Origin of the sequence: Achromobacter sp. JUb104 (assembly GCF_024806975.1) — a bacterium.
Taxonomy (GTDB): Bacteria; Pseudomonadota; Gammaproteobacteria; order Burkholderiales; family Burkholderiaceae_B; genus Achromobacter; species Achromobacter spanius.
Genome location: NZ_JANUEY010000002.1, coordinates 369,428 through 386,633 on the forward strand (window position 1 = coordinate 369,428; position 17,206 = coordinate 386,633).

General features: G+C 65.3%; 17 protein-coding genes. 10 read left to right on the forward strand and 7 right to left on the reverse strand.

Annotation, left to right across the window (positions count from 1 at the left end; genetic code table 11):
• Nucleotides 1–24 precede the first annotated feature (24 nt).
• Nucleotides 25–843 (reverse strand): class I SAM-dependent methyltransferase, encoded by an 819-nt coding sequence (locus tag M2361_RS13665; RefSeq protein WP_259249748.1) that lies wholly within the window; start codon nucleotides 841–843, stop codon nucleotides 25–27.
• A 221-nt stretch (nucleotides 844–1,064) separates the two neighbouring features.
• Here M2361_RS13665 and M2361_RS13670 point away from each other — a divergent pair, with 221 nt between their 5' ends.
• Nucleotides 1,065–1,421 carry a DUF4148 domain-containing protein gene (locus M2361_RS13670; RefSeq protein ID WP_259249750.1) on the forward strand — a complete coding sequence of 119 codons (357 nt, stop codon included), beginning with the start codon at nucleotides 1,065–1,067 and terminating at the stop codon, nucleotides 1,419–1,421.
• A gap of 206 nt (nucleotides 1,422–1,627) precedes the next feature.
• Nucleotides 1,628–2,008: a hypothetical protein gene (locus M2361_RS13675; protein WP_100854722.1), complete on the forward strand. Its 381-nt coding sequence runs from the start codon at nucleotides 1,628–1,630 to the stop codon at nucleotides 2,006–2,008.
• Between the two features lie 63 nt (nucleotides 2,009–2,071).
• On the opposite strand, the gene M2361_RS13680 is transcribed toward M2361_RS13675, so the two are convergent.
• Nucleotides 2,072–3,376 carry an ArgE/DapE family deacylase gene (locus M2361_RS13680; RefSeq protein WP_259249752.1) on the reverse strand — a complete coding sequence of 435 codons (1,305 nt, stop codon included), beginning with the start codon at nucleotides 3,374–3,376 and terminating at the stop codon, nucleotides 2,072–2,074.
• 198 nt (nucleotides 3,377–3,574) lie between these two features.
• Between M2361_RS13680 and M2361_RS13685 the strand changes: the two genes are divergently transcribed.
• On the forward strand, nucleotides 3,575–4,540 hold the full coding sequence (locus tag M2361_RS13685) for a LysR family transcriptional regulator (RefSeq protein ID WP_259249754.1): 966 nt from the start codon (nucleotides 3,575–3,577) through the stop codon (nucleotides 4,538–4,540).
• Here the strand turns inward: M2361_RS13685 and M2361_RS13690 are convergent.
• Nucleotides 4,537–6,834: an NADP-dependent malic enzyme gene (locus M2361_RS13690; RefSeq protein ID WP_259249756.1), complete on the reverse strand. Its 2,298-nt coding sequence runs from the start codon at nucleotides 6,832–6,834 to the stop codon at nucleotides 4,537–4,539. The two genes, M2361_RS13685 and M2361_RS13690, sit on opposite strands and share 4 nt — an antisense overlap.
• A gap of 147 nt (nucleotides 6,835–6,981) precedes the next feature.
• Between M2361_RS13690 and M2361_RS13695 the strand changes: the two genes are divergently transcribed.
• The 5 genes from M2361_RS13695 to M2361_RS13715 all read left to right on the forward strand — a co-directional run bounded on the left by M2361_RS13695 (nucleotide 6,982) and on the right by M2361_RS13715 (nucleotide 11,010).
• Nucleotides 6,982–7,950 (forward strand): LysR substrate-binding domain-containing protein, encoded by a 969-nt coding sequence (locus M2361_RS13695; RefSeq protein WP_259249757.1) that lies wholly within the window; start codon nucleotides 6,982–6,984, stop codon nucleotides 7,948–7,950.
• Between the two features lie 104 nt (nucleotides 7,951–8,054).
• A complete protein-coding gene (locus tag M2361_RS13700) occupies nucleotides 8,055–8,603 on the forward strand; it encodes a hypothetical protein (RefSeq protein ID WP_259249759.1) in 549 nt (182 codons plus the stop codon).
• Nucleotides 8,600–9,100, forward strand: coding sequence for a hypothetical protein (locus tag M2361_RS13705; protein ID WP_259249760.1), 501 nt, complete (start codon nucleotides 8,600–8,602; stop codon nucleotides 9,098–9,100). Before M2361_RS13700 ends, M2361_RS13705 begins: the two co-directional genes overlap by 4 nt.
• A 71-nt stretch (nucleotides 9,101–9,171) precedes the next feature.
• Entirely contained in the window at nucleotides 9,172–9,996 is an 825-nt protein-coding gene (locus tag M2361_RS13710; protein ID WP_259249761.1) for an AraC family transcriptional regulator, read from the forward strand.
• Nucleotides 9,997–10,122: 126 nt separating this feature from the next.
• Complete coding sequence (locus M2361_RS13715; RefSeq protein ID WP_259249763.1) at nucleotides 10,123–11,010, forward strand: DMT family transporter; 888 nt, start codon at nucleotides 10,123–10,125, stop codon at nucleotides 11,008–11,010.
• On the opposite strand, the gene M2361_RS13720 is transcribed toward M2361_RS13715, so the two are convergent.
• The gene (locus M2361_RS13720; protein ID WP_259249768.1) at nucleotides 10,997–11,473 is read right to left on the reverse strand and encodes a MarR family winged helix-turn-helix transcriptional regulator; all 477 of its coding nucleotides are present in this window, start codon (nucleotides 11,471–11,473) and stop codon (nucleotides 10,997–10,999) included. The two genes, M2361_RS13715 and M2361_RS13720, sit on opposite strands and share 14 nt — an antisense overlap.
• Nucleotides 11,474–11,734: 261 nt before the next feature.
• Between M2361_RS13720 and M2361_RS13725 the strand changes: the two genes are divergently transcribed.
• Complete coding sequence (locus M2361_RS13725; RefSeq protein ID WP_404976410.1) at nucleotides 11,735–13,090, forward strand: MATE family efflux transporter; 1,356 nt, start codon at nucleotides 11,735–11,737, stop codon at nucleotides 13,088–13,090.
• Here M2361_RS13725 and M2361_RS13730 read toward each other — a convergent pair.
• A complete protein-coding gene (locus M2361_RS13730) occupies nucleotides 13,011–13,973 on the reverse strand; it encodes a LysR substrate-binding domain-containing protein (RefSeq protein ID WP_259249772.1) in 963 nt (320 codons plus the stop codon). The genes M2361_RS13725 and M2361_RS13730 overlap by 80 nt on opposite strands.
• A 241-nt stretch (nucleotides 13,974–14,214) precedes the next feature.
• Here M2361_RS13730 and M2361_RS13735 point away from each other — a divergent pair, with 241 nt between their 5' ends.
• Nucleotides 14,215–14,985, forward strand: coding sequence for a sulfite exporter TauE/SafE family protein (locus M2361_RS13735; protein ID WP_259249774.1), 771 nt, complete (start codon nucleotides 14,215–14,217; stop codon nucleotides 14,983–14,985).
• A 115-nt stretch (nucleotides 14,986–15,100) separates the two neighbouring features.
• On the opposite strand, the gene M2361_RS13740 is transcribed toward M2361_RS13735, so the two are convergent.
• Both M2361_RS13740 and M2361_RS13745 read right to left on the reverse strand, forming a co-directional pair.
• The gene (locus tag M2361_RS13740; protein ID WP_259249775.1) at nucleotides 15,101–15,922 is read right to left on the reverse strand and encodes an SDR family oxidoreductase; all 822 of its coding nucleotides are present in this window, start codon (nucleotides 15,920–15,922) and stop codon (nucleotides 15,101–15,103) included.
• 284 nt (nucleotides 15,923–16,206) lie between these two features.
• Nucleotides 16,207–17,094, reverse strand: coding sequence for a LysR family transcriptional regulator (locus M2361_RS13745; protein ID WP_259249778.1), 888 nt, complete (start codon nucleotides 17,092–17,094; stop codon nucleotides 16,207–16,209).
• Nucleotides 17,095–17,206 lie beyond the last annotated feature (112 nt).

The following is a 17,206-nucleotide window of genomic DNA, read 5'->3' on the forward strand; positions in this document are numbered from 1 at the left end:
CGCGGCCCTACCGACGCCGCGCCGCTAGTAGCGGTAGCGCAGCAAGCGCCCCATCCGTCGCAGCAGCGGCACGCGCCGCATCAATCCGAACCCCATCCGCGCAAGCCAACTGAACCTGGCCCGTTGCGCGCGCCAGCTATCGTCATCCAGCCCTTGCTCGGTGTGCAGCAGCAAGCCGGGTGCCTGGGCTTCAAGATCTTGCGCATGGTTCAGGCTCCAGCGCATCGCGGCGCCCATTGCGCGGAACATGTGGTTGCGCGAGGCCAGCGCCAGGCCCAGCCGGCTATAGGCGTCGAACACAACTTCCCCCGAGGGAAATTGCGTGCTGACCACCCGCAGCAGTTGCAGCACCTCTTCTTCGCGCAGATAGAGCAACAGGCCTTCGGCCACCACCAATGTCGGCTGATCGGTGGGAATGTGCGTCAGCCAGCCCAGTTCGGACAGCGTGGTCCCGATCAGTTCGCAACCCGGACGCGCGGGATAGAGCGCGCGGCGCAGCGCGATCACGTCGGGATAATCCACGTCGAACCACGCTACCGAGGGTGACGGGTCCACTCGAAACACGCGGCTGTCCAGGCCGCAACCCAGATGCAGCACCGTGGCCGAGGGATGCGCGGCAAGGAACTCCCGCACCCAGGCATCCAGCATGTAGGCCCGCATCGACAGCCCGATCATGGCATCGCGGCCCATGCGCAGCGCCGCGAAGTCGTAGTCGATGCGGGCAACCGCCGCCGCGGCGTAGCCATCCTGCAACAACGAATCGGGCATGCGGCTTTCTTGCGCCTTCGCGTACAGCGTTATCAGCAACGTGGCTTTTTCACCGCTAAGCCGCACCTTTTCCATGCAAATCCCCCTATGCCGGTCGGACGCTATCGATTCCATAAATGGAGACTATGCAGAAAATCGAACGATATTCTTTCCATTTATGGAAATATCTTTTACGGATATCCGGGTTTATCCCTAGTTTCGATCGGCGCAGAATTCAGTCATCGGGAAACAGCAACGAACCACGACGGATAGGCCGCCGGATTCGCTCCCACGGCTCTTGAAATCGGAGATTTACCATGAAGAAGACCCTCGCTACCGCTTTGATGTTGTCCTTTGCCGCCCTGAGCGCCGGCGCCTACGCATCGGATAACACCGAACCCAACAACGTGCCGTTCCAAGGCGTTTACGGCACGCCCTATCAAGGCCCGACCCGCGCCCAGGTGCAAGCCGAACTGGCTGAAGCCCGCGCCGCCGGCCTGGTGACCAACGTAGAACCGAACAATGTGCCGTTCCAAGGCGTCTACGGCACCCCGCACACGGGCAAGACCCGCGCCGAAGTTCAAGCTGAACTAGCGACCGCCAAGGCTGCCGGCCTGGTGTCCAACGTTGAACCGAACGACATGCCCTTCGCCGGCGTCTATCACAGCAACTGATCGACCCAGCAACGCTTGGGCCGCGCACCCGCAACGCTCAGGCAACGAACGCACAACGAGTGCTCCCTCCCCTTGTTGTACCCTTGGCCGCCCGCATTCAGGCGGCCTTTTTTTGTCAGCCGCCCCCGCGTGGCAAACGCAACGGCTTCGCGTACTATCGGCTCCAGTGCAAGATAAAAATCTGACTCATCAGAAGGGAGCCCATCTTGAAATACACCCGCGTTCTCGCCGCGCTGCTGGTAGCAGGCGGCATGTCGGCAGCGGCGGTCGCCGCGCCGCCCGTGATGCTGAACAACTCGCTCATCACGCAAATTCCCAAAGGCGACCGGACCTCTTTCCATGATGCCGTGGCCCAGGCCTTGAATAGTTCGGCCGATGGCCAGCGCACGGAATGGACCAGCAAAGCCCAGGCCAAGCGCGCCGCGCCGATCACCGTGCAGCTGACGCCCACGCAAACCTCCAAGGTCAAGGACGACCGCGTCTGCCGCTTCCTGGTGGCGGATTTTGCGCGCACCAGCACCACCGAAACCTGGAAGTTCTGGTTCTGCAAGCAACCGGACGGCACCTGGAAGGCCAGCAGCACGTAAAGCTGCCCCATGAAAAAAATGCCCCCACGGGGGCATTTTTCTTTGGGAGTGGCGCAACGGATGCTATGGCGCAAGCTGCACGCCACACCATTGCGCGATGAACAGCGCGATGGTCTTGGTGATCAAGCGCACCGATTCCAAATGCACGCGCTCGTCGAAGCCATGGATGTCCAAGGACTTTGGCCCATAGACCAGGGTCGGCATGTCGCCATAGATCACGAACACGCGCGCGTCCAGATAGCCGGGCGTCGTGAACGTTTGCAAGTCGCTCTGAAACGCCTGGCGATGGCAATCGCGCAAGGTGCTTTCGGCGTCGGAGCCTTCTTCCAGCACGTAGCCCTCGGCGTAGAAGCCGGTGTACGTGACCTCGGGCTGCGTGCCGCCCAGGCGCGCGTCTGACACGGCATCACGCAGGCAGGCGTCGATCTCGGCCCGCGCCTCGTCCGCGGTCGTGCCCGGATAGATGGCGGCGCGCACGTCGAACTCGCACCAGGGCGGCACGGTCGACGGCCAATCACCGCCCGCGATCTTGCCGATGTTGAAGTTGATGGGGTGGTCCAGGTGCTCGAAATGCCGGTGGCAATGATGCTGTGCGTTCCATTTGCCCTCCAATTTACGTAGCGCTTCGATGGTGGCGTAGGCGGCGTCGATGGCGTTGAAGCCATTGGCCATTTCGCGCGTGTGCGTGGGATGCCCCTGCACGCGGACCTTGAACCACAACACGCCGACGTTGGCGCGCACCAACATGTTTTCCTCGGGCTCGGGAATCAGCACCGCGTCGGCCCTGTACCCCCGCAACAGCGCGGCCAGCGCGCCATTGCCCGTGCATTCTTCTTCGACCACCGACTGGAAATAAATGGGCGCCGCCGGCGCATAGCCCGCCGCGCGCAGGGCGTCGTAGGCGAAAAGATTGGCGGCCAGTCCGGCCTTCATATCGGCCGCGCCTCGGCCATACATCCAGCCGTCGATGATGGCCGGATCCCAGGGCGAGCGGCTCCACATTTCCTGCGGCCCCGTCGGCACCACGTCGACATGCCCGTTCAGGATGAGCGAGCGCCCGGTCTGTACCTCGGGCCGGTAGGTGCCCACCACATTGAACGCATTTTCGTAAGACACGGTGACCGGTCCGAAACCCGGATGCGAGCGGATGTCTTCCACGTCGATCTTCCAGCGGTCCATGGCAAAGCCGCGTTGGCGCATCGCCTCGTACAGGAAGTCTTGCGCCGTGTGCTCCTGCTCGCGCAGCGACGGAAAGCGAACCAGATCCTGCGTGAACGCCAGTTGCGCATCGAAGTGGTCGTCAACCGCTTGAAGAATGCGGCGCGTCTGTTCCGCGGTCAATGGCGCGGGTGCGATTGCCTTGTCCATGATGTGTCCTTGAGCGAAGAGTAAGCGTCAGTGCCTGGGGCTTTATCGCTCGCTGTCAGAACCTGCGTCAATTTCCGATTTCTTATCATCGACTTAAGAGAAATTAATGTTGAAATAGACGAGCGACGGAGGCGAAGATATCGCGTCCTCAAAATTCATCAATTCCTTATTGTTCAACGCACTATGAAAGAAAAGGCCATGCCGACGGCAACGGTTTCCCGCATGGGAGACCGTCTGGATTGGAATCTTCTTCGCACTTTTCTGGTGATTGCAGAAGAGCGCAGCATTAGCGGCGCTGCTATCAAACTGCATCTGACGCAGTCGGCGGTCAGCCAAGCCTTGCGCCGCCTGGAAGCGCAGTTGGACCGCAGGTTGATTGAGCGGCATCACGCCAAGTTCGCCATCACCCCGGCCGGGGAAGAGGTGCGACAGGCCGCGCAGGCCATACATGGAAGCGTGTCGCAACTGCTTAGCGACGTGGCGCAAGCCGAAGAACAAACGGTGGGCCGCGTGCATCTGCTGGTGGCCAGCCGCATCCATTCGGCGATGTATGACGATTTTTGGGCGCGCTTTCATCGTGCGCACCCGCGCATTGAAGTGCAATTGGACGTGTTGCCCAGCAGCGAGATCGTGAACGCTTTGCAGCAGCGGGCCGCCACGGCGGGCATCGCGCTATGCCGGCAGATTCCCCAGCGCCTGGACCACAAGCTGTTCCTGCAACAGCGCTATGCGCTGTTCTGCGGCAAGAACCACCCGCTGTTCGGGCGTGCCGACATCCGCATGGAAGACCTGCTGCACGAGAACTTTGTGTCTTTCGCCAGTGACGCCTTGGGCGACAGCCTGTCGCCGCTGACGATCTTTCGCGATCAGCGCGGTTTCTCGGGAAGCATCGTCGCAACGTCTTCGCAGCATGACGAGGTCAAGCGCTTGCTGGTGGCGGGCTTTGGCATCGGCTGCCTGCCGGAACATAGTGTCGAGGCAGACCTTGCCGAAGGCCGATTGTGGCGGTTGCCGCCCGGCGAGGGTGTGTGCGCGGCGGACCTGCACCTGCTGTGGCACCGCGACGCACACCGCAGCCCCGCCGAGGACCTTTTCATTACAGCCTTGCGCGACCATATCGACAGCTATTCGCTGCCGCAGCGGCTGTTGGCCCATCTGCCCTAGGCGGCTTCCACCCGGTTCGCGTCCAGCACGGTCATTGCCGTCATGTTGATGATGCGGCGCACCGTGGAACTGGAGGTCAGGATATGCACCGGTGCGTTCGCCCCCAGCAGGATCGGACCCACCGCCACGTTGCCGCCCGCCGCCGTCTTGAGCAGGTTGTAGGCAATGTTGCCCGAGTCCACGTTCGGGCACACCAGCAGGTTGGCTTCGCCCTTCAAGGTGGACGACGGCAGGATGCGCATGCGCAGCGCTTCGTCCAGCGCGCAGTCGCCATGCATTTCGCCATCCACTTCCAGTTCGGGCGCGGCTTCGCGCACCAGCTCCAGCGCCTGGCGCATCTTGGCACCCGAGGCCGAGCTGCCGGAACCGAAGTTCGAACGCGACAGCAGCGCTACCTTCGGCGCAAGGTTCATGCGAGCCATTTGCTGGGCGGCCATCACCGTGAATTCCGCGATCTGCTCGGCCGTGGGTTCATCGTTGACATGCGTGTCCACCAACACCACCGTGCGCTCGTTGAGCAGCAGGATGTTCATGGCGGCATACACGTTGGCGTCGGGGCGGCGGCCGATCACTTCGTTCACAAAACGCAGGTGGTCGTGATAGGCGCCGACCGTGCCGCAGACCATGCCGTCGGCGTCGCCCAAGTGCACCATCATCGCGCCGATCAAGGTCAGGCGGCGGCGCATTTCCACGCGCGCCATTTCCTTGGTGATGCCGCGACGGCACATCAGTTCCCAGTACGTGGTCCAGTACTGATGGAAGCGTTCGTCGTATTCCGGGTTGGTGACTTCAACGTCTTCACCCAGGCGCAGGCGCAAGCCGAACTTCTCGATGCGCGACAGCAGCACGGCGGGACGGCCCACCAGGATGGGGCGCGCCAGGCCTTCGTCAACCACCACTTGCACCGCGCGCAGCACGCGTTCGTCTTCGCCCTCGGTGAAGACGATGCGCGCCTTGCCCCCGCCGCGCACGATGCGCTTGGCGGCCGAGAACAAGGGCTTCATGAACGCGCCCGAGTGGTACACGAACTGCTGCAATTGTTCTTCGTAGGCTTCCAGGTCGGCCAGCGGGCGCGTGGCTACGCCGCCGTCCATGGCGGCCTTGGCCACGGCCGGTGCAATGCGCACGATCAGGCGCGGGTCGAACGGCTTGGGGATCAGGTATTCAGGGCCGAACGAGATGTCGTAGGTGCCGTAAGCGGCGGCCACGACTTCGTTCTGCTCTTCTTCCGCCAACTGGGCAATGGCGTAAACGGCGGCCATTTCCATTTCGCGCGTGATGGTGGTGGCGCCCACGTCCAGCGCGCCACGGAAGATGTACGGGAAGCACAGAACGTTGTTGACCTGGTTCGGGTAGTCGGACCGGCCCGTGGCCATGACGACATCGTCACGTACCGAATGCGCCAGTTCCGGCAGGATTTCCGGCGTGGGATTGGCCAGCGCCAGGATCAGCGGACGCGGCCCCATGGCCGCAACCATTTCCGGCTTGAGCACGCCGCCCGCCGACAGGCCCAGGAACACGTCGGCGTCCTGGATCACCTCGGCCAGCTTGCGGGCATCCGTCTTTTGCGCAAAACGCGCCTTGTCCGGGTCCATCAGCACGGTGCGGCCTTCATAGACCACGCCTTCGATGTCGGTGACCCAGATATTTTCCAGCGGCAGGCCCAGGTCCACCATCAGGTCCAGGCAAGCCAAGGCGGCAGCGCCCGCGCCGGACGTCACCACCTTGACCGTCTTGATGTCCTTGCCCACGACCTTCAAGCCGTTGATGAACGCGGCCGACACGGTGATGGCGGTGCCATGTTGATCGTCGTGGAAGACGGGAATCTTCATCCGTTCACGCAGCTTGCGTTCCACGGTGAAGCATTCCGGCGCCTTGATGTCTTCCAGGTTGATGCCGCCGAAGGTGGCTTCAAGACCCGCGATGATCTCGACCAGCTTGTCCGGGTCGGTTTCGTTGATTTCGATGTCGAACACGTCCAGGCCGGCAAACTTCTTGAACAGCACCGCCTTGCCTTCCATGACCGGCTTGGAGGCCAGCGCGCCGATATTGCCCAGGCCCAGCACCGCCGTGCCGTTGGTGATCACGCCCACCAGGTTGCCGCGCGCCGTATAGCGGTAGACATTGGACGGGTCGGCCACGATTTCCTCGCAAGCCGCCGCCACGCCCGGCGAATACGCCAGCGCCAGGTCGCGCTGGTTGACGAGCGGCTTGGACGCCACCACGGAAATCTTCCCCGGGGTCGGGAACTCGTGATAGTCCAGGGCTGCTTGACGGTCGGAGGGCGAGTTCATGTGGCGGTAGCCTCGTTTGACTTGAATAGGTGACGGGAATGCCGGCTTGAAGCCAGCTTTCAATATGGGAAAAATTCTAGGCGGACAGGCATAAGGTGATGATTCGGATTTAATATCGTCCCATTACCTTTACCTTATGGCGTGTCTATGACGGCCTTTGACCCGGATGCCGTTATCCGGAAACTGACCTCGCGGCTGAAGATGCGCCACCTGATGCTGCTGCTGCAAATCGAGCAGCACGGGTCGCTGACCCGGGTGGCCGAGCACATGGCGACCAGCCAGCCCGCCGTGACGAACGCCCTGGCCGAACTGGAAAGCATGTTCGACGTGCCGCTGTTCGACCGCTCGGTCCGGGGCATGACCCCGACCCCCTTGGGCGCGGTGGTGCTGGCGCGCGCGCGCGGGCTGGTTCACGACCTGGGCCACTTGGTGCAGGAAATGGAGGCCGTGGCGGCCGGCCACGCCGCCCATCTGCATATCGGCGTCATCCCGTTCGTGTCGGGCCAGATGCTGTCGGCCGCCATCAGCCGGACCTTGCCGCAGGGGCGGCGCATCACCGCCACCATCCACGAAGGCCAGGGCCCGGCCCTGCTGCGCCAACTGCGCGACCATACTCTGGATATCGTGGTGGGCTGGGCCACGCCATCGGTGGACCTGAGCAATATCGATTTTGAAGTGCTCTACCACCAGCAACCGCGCCTGATCGCCAGCCGGCGCCTGGCGGCTCGGCTGGGGCGGTCGCGGCTGGAATGGAACCGGCTGGCGGACCTGGACTGGATCCTGGGCACGCCGGGCAGCCCAATCCGCGAGCAGGTGGCCGACATTTTCCTGCGCGCCGGCCTGGCGCCGCCCCCGCCGTCGGTGCAAAGCGATTCGTCCAAGCTGATCGGCGAAATCATCGTCGCCAGCGACCGCGCGGTGTCGATCCTGCCGGCCGACATCGCCGACGAACTGGTGCGGATTGCCGGCGCGGCCATCGTGCCCTATTCGTTTGACTGGACCTTGCCGCCGATCTCGCTGTTTACCCGCGCCGACGGCCTGCGGCGCAACGTGGATGCGCTCTTTGCGTCCGCCCTGCGCGAGGTCTATACCAAGGGAGCACGGCCTGCGGCCTGAGCGCCGCCGATGACGACAATTGCCAAGAAATGCAAACGGCCCACAGTACGCGGCGGCGCCCATCCTATACTTGCCGCGCCAAGTTTCATCCAGGAGGCCGCCGCTTGTTCCCCCATACACCATCCGCCGCACCACGCCGCGCCCTAGCCCTCCTTAGCCTTGTCGGATTGACCACGTTATCGGGCTGCAGTTCGTTGCTTGGCGAAGGCACTGGCGCCGCCGCGGGCATTGCGGGTACGGCCATCGCCAATAAAGTCACGGACAACGCTACGGTGGCCACCGGCATTGGCCTTGGTGTACAAGCGGGCGCCAAGGCGGCACTGGCCTACGCACAGCGCAAAACGCGCGGCGAAGAGCAGGATGCCATCGCCATGGCCGCGGGCGTGCTGAATGTAGGTAGCGTCGCCGCCTGGAGCGTCAAGCATCAGCTTCCCATCGAAAGCGATGCGCAAGGGCAGGTTTCCGTCAGCCGCGTCATCGGCGGCGTCGGACTGGAGTGCAAGGAAGTCGTTTTCTCCATCGACACGCCCGCCGACAAGCCGGGCACGGAACCGCAGCGCGAGTTCTACGTCACCACCATCTGCCGAGACGGCGCGCAATGGCGCTGGGCCAGCGCAGAACCCGCTACAGCCCGCTGGGGGGCGCTGCAGTGAAGCAACGCGCTTGTGGGCTGGCCTTGATGTTGGCCGTCAGCATCGGCTTGTATGGCTGCCAAAGCTCCTCGATCGGCGGCGCAACCGGCGCGGTCGTCGGCACGATCAGCGGCGCGGCCACCGCCAACCCGGTTGCCGGCTATGCCATCGGCGTCACCGTGCAAGCCGCGGTGGACGCCACAGTGAAGTACGTGATGCGCGATTGGAAAAACGATCAGCAGAACGTGATGGCAAACGCGGCCGGCGAACTGCCCATCGGACAAGTACGGCACTGGCAGATTCGTCACGCGCTGCCCGTGGGCAGTGAACAGGGCGGCATCCAGGTCGTGCGTGACATTGACACCCCGCTTACCCACTGCCGCGAAGTGCTTTTCACGGTGGAGCAAGACGACGCCCCTGCGCCCGCCTACACCAGTTTGATCTGCCGGCAGCCCTCCGGGCAATGGAAGTGGGCGGCGGCCGAGCCATCAGTCGCCCGCTGGGGCGGCTTGCAGTAGGCTTGATCACGCCAAGACCGGCAAGCGATACTAGGCCGATCCGACTTTCCCAGCCCGCCGCTTTCCCGCCCATGCCCTCTGGCCAATTCCTGATGCATCGCAGCGCGCTTGCCGGCGTGCAGGCCATGGCCGCGCGCAGCCGCCATGCCTTTGCGCGGCACACGCATGACCAGTTCGGCATTGGCGTGATGCGCCAGGGCGCGCAGGTGTCGCACAGCGGACGCGGCCAGGTGCGCGCCGGCCCGGGCCACGTCATCACCGTCAACCCGGGCGAGGTCCATGACGGCGCGCCCATCGGAGACACCCCACGCGCCTGGCAGATGCTGTACCTGGACCCGGACGTGGTGGCGCAAGCGGCAAGCGACCTGGACGAGGACGGCCGCGCGGGCGCCTGCTACGAATTCGAACACCCCGCGCGAAGCCAGCCCGTCTTGGCGCGCGACGTATTGACGTTGTACGCGCACGCCATCAGCACCCCCGCCCCGCTGGCCTGCGACGCCTTATTGCTGCGTATCCTGGCGCAGGCGCGCGGCGACGGCGCCCGCAGCCTGGCGCTTGAGGCCAGCCAAAGCGTGCCCGCATCCATCCGCCACGCGCGCAGCCTGATCGATGATGCCCCCGCCGCCACGCTGTCGTTGGCCGACCTGGCCGCCGCCAGCGGACTCAGCCGCTATCAGGTGCTGCGCGCCTTTGCCCGTGCCACCGGCATGACGCCGCATGCGTATCAAATACAGCGGCGCCTGCTGCTGGCGCGCCAGTTGATCCGGCGCGGCATGACGCTGGCCGACGCCGCTGCCGCCAGCGGCTTTGCCGACCAAAGCCACATGACGCGGCTGTTCGTTCGGACCTACGGCGTATCGCCTGGCCACTACGCCATCGCGGCCTGCGCGACCTGAGCCGGGATCTGGGCTTGGCTCCGCGCCTGATCTGAACCAGGGCCTGTACTCACCCACTGCAATTTCGTTCAAGACCGGCCGCGCCCGCGCGCCCTACGCTGCGTGCTTTCCACACTTGGCACGGCAATGGACACGAACAAACGAATGTGGGGTTATGGCTTTCTGGCAGCGGCCATGGCGCTGGTGGGCAGCACGGTCATCGCCAGCAAGATCATCGGGTCGGGCATGCCGCCCTTTACCGCCACCGCCCTGCGTTTCGCCATTGCGCTGCCCTGCTTCGCCTTGCTGATGGCCGCTACCGGAGCGCGCCTGCCGCGCCTGCAAAGGCGTGACTGGCTGCTGCTGGCGGCGCAGGCCATTGCCGGCAGCGTGGGCTATACGACACTGTTGATCGCCGGCTTGCAACGCGCCTCGGCCGTGGATGGCGGCATCATCCTGGGCACCTTGCCGCTGGTGTCCGCCGCCATCGCCGTGTTGCTGCTGGGCGAACGGCCGGGCAAGGCCACGCTGGGCGCCATCGCCACGGCGGCATTCGGCGTCTGGCTTATGACCCGCGGCGAGGCAGGCGCGGATCACGCCACGTCGTGGACGGGCAATGCGCTGATTCTGGGCGCGGTGGTGTGCGAAGGGCTGTTCATCCTGCTGAACAAGCGCTTGCGCGTGCCCGTGCCGCCGCTGGCGTTGTCGACGGTGATGGCGGGGTTCGGCCTGGCGTTTTCGGCGCTGGCGAGTATGGCCGAGTCGCCTTGGACATTGAGCATGTCGACCGACGCCATGATGGCGGTGGGCTATTACGCGCTGGTGCCCACGGTGGGGGGATTTCTGCTCTGGTACGCGGGTGCTGCGCGCGTGCGTGGGTCGGAAGCGGCGCTGTTCACCGCGCTGGCGCCGGTGTGCGCGGTGTTGCTGGCCGCCAGTGTGTTGGGTGAAACGGTGACGCTTGCCCAGGCGGCCGGCATGGGCTGCGTGCTGGCCGGCGTGTTGATGCAGGGTCTGGCCACTAGCCTCGGCTGAACGCCAGCGCGAACTCGTCGGAAAAAATATCCGCCAGCGCATGCCGCAACGCGGCGGCGCGCTCGGCGCCGTAGGCCGCTTCGAAACGGCGCTGCGCATCTTTCCACAGGCGTTTGGACTCGGCCAGTTTGGCGCGGCCAGCCTCGGTCAGCGCCACACGGCGGCTGCGCCCATCGCGCTCATCGCGCGACATTTCCACATAGCCGTCGCGTTCCAGCGGCTTCAGGTTGTGCGCCAGCGCCGAGCGGTCCAGCACCAGCGCGCGCGCCAGGTCGGTCATTGACGGCGAACCCGCGCGGGCGATGTGGATCAGGATGGAATGCTGCGACACCTTCAAGCCGCAGGGCGCAAGCACCGTGTCATACAACTGCGACACGCGCCGGGTCGCCTTGCGCAAGGCGGCGCCATTGCAGACGAGGGGGTCCGTGATGGTGGCGAGGGCAGAGGGTTCAACGTCGGACATGAGGGCAGGAATAGAACAACAGCAAGGGCAAGGACAAGGACTTAAGGCGAAGGCAACCGCAGCAGCTGCGACAGCGACAGCAAACCGGGTCAGGCAGGTCAATACCCTACTGCCGAGGCTGGCTCGCGTCCAGCCCATTCTTGACAGATATTGGCATATGCACGTAAATTTTATCGCACTCCATTCCGGCGCACGTCCATGTCAGCCAGCCCCCCTTCGCCCTCCCCCACGGCAAGCTCCGCCAACCCGCGCCTGCAAGCCATGCTTGACGCGCCCATTGCCCCCACGCTGGCCCGCCTGGCCTGGCCCAATGTGTTGATGATGACGGCGCAGTCCGCCACCAGCCTGATCGAAACCTGGTTCCTGGCGCGGCTGGGCACCTCGGTGCTGGCCGGCGTGGCGCTGGTGGTGCCGGTGCTGTTCCTGATGGGCAATATGTCGCAAGGCGCGATGGGCGGCGGCATTTCTGCGGCCGTGGCGCGCGCGCTGGGCGGCGGGCGCAGGCAGGAAGCCGACCAACTGGTGCTGCACGCCGTGGTGCTCAACGCGATCTTGGGCATGCTGTTCTGTGTGCTGATGCTGGCCTTCGGGCCGCAGTTGTATCGCGCGCTGGGCGCACAAGGCGAAGCGCTGGACGCCGCGCTGACCTATTCCAACGTGATCTTCGGCGGCATCGTCCTGATGTGGCTGATGAACGCTTTTGCCAGCGTCATCCGGGGCACCGGCAACATGCTGGTGCCCGGCGCGGTGATCTGCGGCGGGGCCTTGCTGCTGGTGCCCTTGTCGCCCTGCCTGATCTTCGGTTGGGGTCCGTTTCCTGCCCTGGGCGTAGCGGGCGGCGGTTGGGCACTCGTCATCTACTACGGCGTGGGCGCGCTGATCCTGGGACTCTACTGCGCCAGCGGCCGCAACCCCGCGCGGCTGGTCGTCAGCCGGCTGCACTGGACACTGATGCGCAGCATTCTTAGTGTGGGCGCATTGGCAACCCTGAACCCGCTGCTGACCAATGCCGTGGTGGCGCTGACGGCGGCCTTGGTCGGCGCCCATGCCGGCACGGCCGCCGTGGCCGGCTACGGCATTGCCGTGCGGCTGGAATATTTGCTGATGCCCATTGCCTTCGGGCTGGGCGCGCCGATGGTTGCGATGGTGGCGTCCAACATCGGCGCGGGGCGGCCCGAACGCGCCATGCGTATCGCGTTGACGGGCGGCGCCATGGCCTTCGTGCTGGCCGAAGCCATCGGGCTGACGGCGGCGTTTTTTCCAGAGGCCTGGCTGCGGCTGTTCGGCGCCGAAGACCACATGCTGCAAGCCGGCGCCGACTACCTGCGCACCGTCGGTCCCGTATATGGCTTCTTTGCGCTGGGGTTTTCGATGTACTTCGCCTCGCAAGGCGCGGGGCGCTTGAAATGGCCGTTGGTCGCCGGCGGCCTGCGCCTGGTGACGGCGGTGGGCGCGGGCGCCATCGCGCTGCACCTGACCGGGTCGCTGACGGTGTTCTTCCTGGTGGCGGCCGTGGCGATGTGCCTGTACGGCTTGATCATTCTGGCCGCGGTCGCTTCCGGCTCTTGGTTTGCGCCGGGCCATCTGCCAAAGGCCCGCCCCTTGGCGCGTTCGTAAGCGGCGCATCGCGCAGCGCGTACGCCACCAGTTCGGCGGCATACGCCGGCAGAGCGTCGCGCACGCACAGCACCAGGTTGCGCGCGGCCCAGGCGTCGGCCAGCGCCACACGCTGCACGCCCGCCGCCCGCCCGAGGCGTATGCCCGCCACGCGCGGCACAATCGCGATACCCACGCCCTGCCCCACCATGCGGCACACGGCATCGAAGCCGCGCAAACGCACGCGGTACGACAGCATCTTGCCGCTGCGCCGCGCATGGTGCGCAATATGGTCTTGCAAGGCGCTGCCTTCCACCAGCCCCACGAAATCTTCATCCACCACCTCGCTCAGCATGACGGACTGCCGCTGCGCCAGCGCATGGCCACGCGGCACGATGACGCTCAGCGGATCATGGCGAAAGGTCTGGGGGTGCAGGCCATGCAGGTCTGCCGAGTCCGCCAGCACGCCGATATCGCAGGTGCCCGCGCGCAAGGCATCGGCAATGTCCAGGCTGGCTTTTTCTTCCAGGTCCACCGACACGCGAGGATGGTCGCGCAGAAAATCGCCCAGCACGGGTGGCAGATATTCACTTAAGGCGGTGGTGTTGCACAGCACGCGCACGTGCCCTTTCAGGCCGTGGCCAAAGTGGTCGAGCTCGCCGCGCATGCGGTCGATCTGCGCCAGCACGACGCGCGCATGATGCGCCAGCGTCTGGCCGGCCGGGGTGAGCTCCACGCCGCGATGCGCGCGCAGCAACAGCGGCACGCCCAGGTCGCCCTCCATGCCCCGGATGCGTTCACTGGCCGAGGCCAACGTCATATGAGTACGCTTGGCGCCCGCGGTGATGGAGCCCGATTCCTGCACGTTGAGGAAAAGACGAAGGTCGGTCAGGTCGAATCGCATGCGGCCAGCGTAGCACGCAGCCCTATGGCCCAGCCATAGGATAGCTATGCAAGATCCCGATTCTGATGGCGGTGCATTGCGGCGCAGAATTCGTCTTTCGATGACTTGGTAATCCTTAGAAAATGATGAATTCCATTCCAAGACCACACCCCACCAAGAAATACGCTGGGCCGATTTGCCGGCGCATATTCCTGGCCAGCATCAGGCAAGACCATAGCCATGCCCGGCACACAGTGACGACATGACGACGATGGATCTCCTGCCCGGCGGCACGCCAACAATACTGGCCGCCGTCGTGTCCGTATTCGTCCTGGCCGGTGTGGTCAAGGGCGTGGTGGGCTTGGGGCTGCCCACCATTTCCATGGCGATGCTGGCCTTGGTGATGGCGCCCGCGCAGGCCGCCGCCTTGCTGATCGTGCCGTCCTTGATCACCAACCTGTGGCAGGCACGCCCCTGGCCCACGTTGGCGCCTGCCCTGCGGCGCATCGGCACCATGCAGGTCGGCGTGTGCGTGGGAACGCTGGCCGGTGCGATGTGGCTGGGCGCGCCCAGCGGGCGTTGGTCCAGTGTGTGCCTGGGGCTGGCGCTGATCGCCTATGCCGCGTGGGGCCTGTTCGGATCGCCGCCCAGCGTGCCGCGCCGGCACGAGCGCGTGCTGGGCGCGCTGGTGGGCACGATCACCGGCATGATCACGGCGGCCACCGGGGTGTTCGTGATCCCCGCCGTGCCCTATCTGCAAGCCTTGAACCTGGGCAAGGACGGATTGATCCAGGCCATGGGCATTTCATTCACGGTGTCTACGGTGGCGCTGGCGGCGGGCCTGTGGCTCAACGGCGGCTACAGCCCGGGCGCCGCCAGCGCATCGCTGCTGATGCTGCTGCCCGCGCTGGCCGGCATGGCGCTGGGGCAATGGCTGCGCGGCAAGTTGTCGGCCCGCACATTCAAGCTGTGCTTCATGATCAGCCTGGCCTTGCTGGGCGCGTGGCAAGTGGCGCAAGGCTGGGCGGGCTAAGCCGCATTCGGCGCGCGGCTTGATCGGGTACACCCCGCTTGGCGCGCGGCCTGATCAGGTAAACCACGCGTGGCGCGCGGCTTGACGGCCTACCGCGCCCAATGCGCACCACTCGTCATGCCGCCAGGCGCCGCTCGTCCACGAAGCCGATGGACACCGACATGTCGCGCCAGCGCGCCAGTTCCTGCTGCACCGACTGGATCTTGCCGCGCGCCTGGTCAAACGCATCGCGCCCCAGAAACAGGTGCAGCGGCGCGTACTGCGCTTCGGCCGCCTGAATCAACGCCTGCGCCGCCTTGGCCGCATCGCCGCCGTCATGCGCCTGGACGGCGCGCGCGGCCCGTTCGGGAGAGTCGCCGCCATCACGCGGCGATACCGCCCGCATCGCGCCCGGGTACACCAGCGACACGCGCACGCCCCAATGCGCGGCTTGCGCCGCCAGCGCCTCGGTCATGCCGCACACCGCGAACTTGGCGGCGCTGTAGGCGCCCCACTCGGCATGCCTGCCATCAAAGCCCAAGATCGACGAGACATTGATCACATGCCCGCTGCCCTGCGCCCGCATGCGCGGCAATACGGCGCGGATCATATTGAGCGCACCGAAGACATTGATATCAAACGCGGCCCGCACGTCGGCGTCAGACAGTTCGGCCAACGAGCCCGGGCACGCCGCCCGCGCGTTGTTCACCAACACGTCCACCCCACCAAAGGCCGCCAGCGTGGCGGCCACCGCGCGGCGCACGCTGCGTTCATCCGCCACGTCCACCGTCAGCGGCAGGAACTGGCCTTCAAGCTTCGCGCCCACCGCGTCCAGCAATGCATCGCCATCCCGCGACGTCGCCGCCACCTTGTGCCCCAGGTCCAGCAGCATCCGCACCAATGCCAGGCCCAGGCCCGTCGATGCGCCCGTCACCAACCAGATTTTTTCGGATTTCATGCGATTCCCTTCCCTTGCTTGTCGTACTTGCGGCCTCCGGCAAGATGCCTGGCGGCCGGCTCGGGACAACGCTTTTCATGACGAAACATCGACCCCAAGCCTGGAAGGGATATTAAGAATCGAGCGCGAGCGCGTACAGGCTCGTTCTTGCTGGAAACCTGCCTATTCCTACGTTGATGCGGCGACGGGGGGGGACGCGGGGAGGTACGCCGGAGCGGACGTGGCGCGGACGCTGGGCGTGGCGCTGGGTTGACGCTGGGCGGACGCGAACCTCAGCGCGAACCTCAGCGCGAAAACCGCCGCCGTTGCCCGGTCTGCCGGACCGCCGCCACCAAACCCTGCACTGCGGATTCCTCTGAACGCACGTAGGCATGGAAGCGCGCCGCCGGCAGGTCGGGCATGCCGTCCTCTTGCGACAAGGCGCGCAGGCCCTCGCGCAACTGGCTGCGCGCCACCGGCGCCACGGCAAAGCCTGCTTGCGCGGCAGCCAGGCAGCCCGCCATGCTGCCGCTTTCAAACGCCGGCAGCCACGGCTTGCCGGCCTGCGAGAGCGCCGCGATGGCCGCGGCGCGGTACACGCACGGGTCCGGAAACACCGCCAAGGGCACGGGCGCATCGGGTTCCCAGGGCTGGTCGTCACCCCAGGCCCACACCAAATCCTCTTCCCACAGCAGTTCGCCCTCGTCGTGCACGCGCGCACATTGCTTGCCGAAGACCACGTCCAGCTTGCCGCGCGCCTGCTGGCGCAGCAGGTCGGCGGTGATGCCCACCTTCAGCTCGATCGACGCATCCGGGTGCGCCCGATGAAAGGCTTGCAGCACTTGCGCCAACCAGGCCCCCGCAAAGTCCTCGGACGAACCGATACGCAAGCGGCCCTTCAAACGCGCGCCGCTCAAGCGGGCGCGGGCCTCGCGTTCCAGGTCGACAATGTTGCGGGCGTAGGCGTACAGCGTCTGGCCGGCGGGCGTCAGTTCGAAGCTGCGCGTGGTGCGCGCAAGCAAGGTGGCGCCGGCCAGCATTTCAAGCCGCTTGATGTGGCCGCTGACCGCCGACGGCGTCAGCGCCAGCGCATCGGCGGCCAGCGCGAAGCCGCCGCAGTCGACCACCTCGATAAAGGTACGCAACAAGGTCAGGTCCAGCACTGCGCCAGCCGAGTCGTTGAGGGTGTCCATGGCCACTGCCTGTTAATTCACGAAGCATTGATAATAGCCTTTCATTCATCATGAATCATGACAACTCGACCCGGTATCGTGACAGCGTCATCACAACCCAAGGAGCCATCGC